Raw genomic sequence first — 1,191 nt, 5'->3', positions numbered from 1 at the left:
AGCTTTGGTGCTAATACACAAGCCGATAAAATGTTTGCAATCAAAATTACAAGAATGATATTTTTCATTTTAATATGACTCTTTTTTACCATTATATGCATCTTAATATTTATTGTCATTATTATAATTTTGACACTAAAGTAAAGTGTATAGTTTGCGATAATTGATCTTTTCTTAATTTCATTTTTTAATTTATGAAAATAGCTCAATTTTAGTGCGAATATTTTTTACTTTAGGATTGGATATCCTCGTTATTTTGTCATATGGATATTAAGGGCATCTGTTACGAGCAGCATTGCTTTTTATCTCATCTAGTTTCTATGTCTCCATAGATGTCCAAATGTAATGCCTTTTGCGAGAGAATTGGCAACGCTTGATAGTTTGAGTAACAGCGTGATGGATATAATGGACAAGATGAGAGCACCTCCAAACATGAAGCTTATATTCTGGTCGTAATCGAGTTTCATATCGCTCAAATAGTTTGCAAAGATATTCATCATCAGATTAAATACAGTCGCTAAGAGTAGAAAGAGGATTATATAATTGACGACTTGGGTTATCCATTGCTCGAAAAGGCGATGAGTTGGTTGCCAGAGCAAAGCAATGATGAAGAGTGATCCCCATCCTACGAGAAGTGTAATAGCGATTTTTGTCAGGAGTACGAGACCACCGCCGATTGCTACTACGAGGCTTGTTGCCAGCAAGATGATGATACCTAAGAGACTGTAAAGCAGTCCATTGGCTTCGAAGAAGACGGTTTCTTGGAAAAGACGTCCTGCATATTGAAATCCTTTGGTTGCTGTTCTGTCTAGTAAATTCATTAATTGTGTATCATTGAGTGGATCTGTTAAGAGCGCTTTTGATAACTCATGGGGCATTTGTGTTATTAAATTGGCAATTTCATTCTGATAAAGTCCTGTGGTAAGAGCTATTGAAGTAATAATACTTATCCGTAGGAAACGATTTACAAATCCGGAGAGAGGCATATCTATAGCGCCACGAATGATGAGCCATCCATAGATGATGAAAGCGATTGTGATACCGATTGATATAAAGGGCGTAATTGTAGCTGTTGTTTTTAAGGAAATATCCGTGACATATGTTTTTGTTATCTGATCAATTTTATTGAAAAGTTGCGTGAACACTGTAAAGTCCATGGAATTCCTCTTTAACGAATTTTCAACTTTTTAT

At 35.3% G+C, this 1,191-nt stretch carries 1 protein-coding gene; it reads right to left on the bottom strand.

Annotated features, from left to right (window positions below):
- Nucleotides 1–311 precede the first annotated feature (311 nt).
- Nucleotides 312–1,157, bottom strand: a complete 846-nt coding sequence (locus ACFIKD_RS09480) for a type IV secretion system protein (RefSeq protein WP_375645189.1) — start codon at nucleotides 1,155–1,157, stop codon at nucleotides 312–314.
- Nucleotides 1,158–1,191: the final 34 nt, after the last annotated feature.

The organism is Bartonella sp. CR84HXZ (genome assembly GCF_042194535.1).
Lineage (GTDB): Bacteria > Pseudomonadota > Alphaproteobacteria > Rhizobiales > Rhizobiaceae > Bartonella > Bartonella grahamii.
Note: the sequence above shows the minus strand (reverse complement) of the source record. Positions and strands in the feature narration are given on the sequence as shown.

Excerpts from the sequence above, each read along its gene's own strand:
- ACFIKD_RS09480 (WP_375645189.1), bottom strand. The coding sequence starts at position 1,157 with ATGGACTTTACAGTGTTCACGCAACTTTTCAATAAAATTGATCAGATA.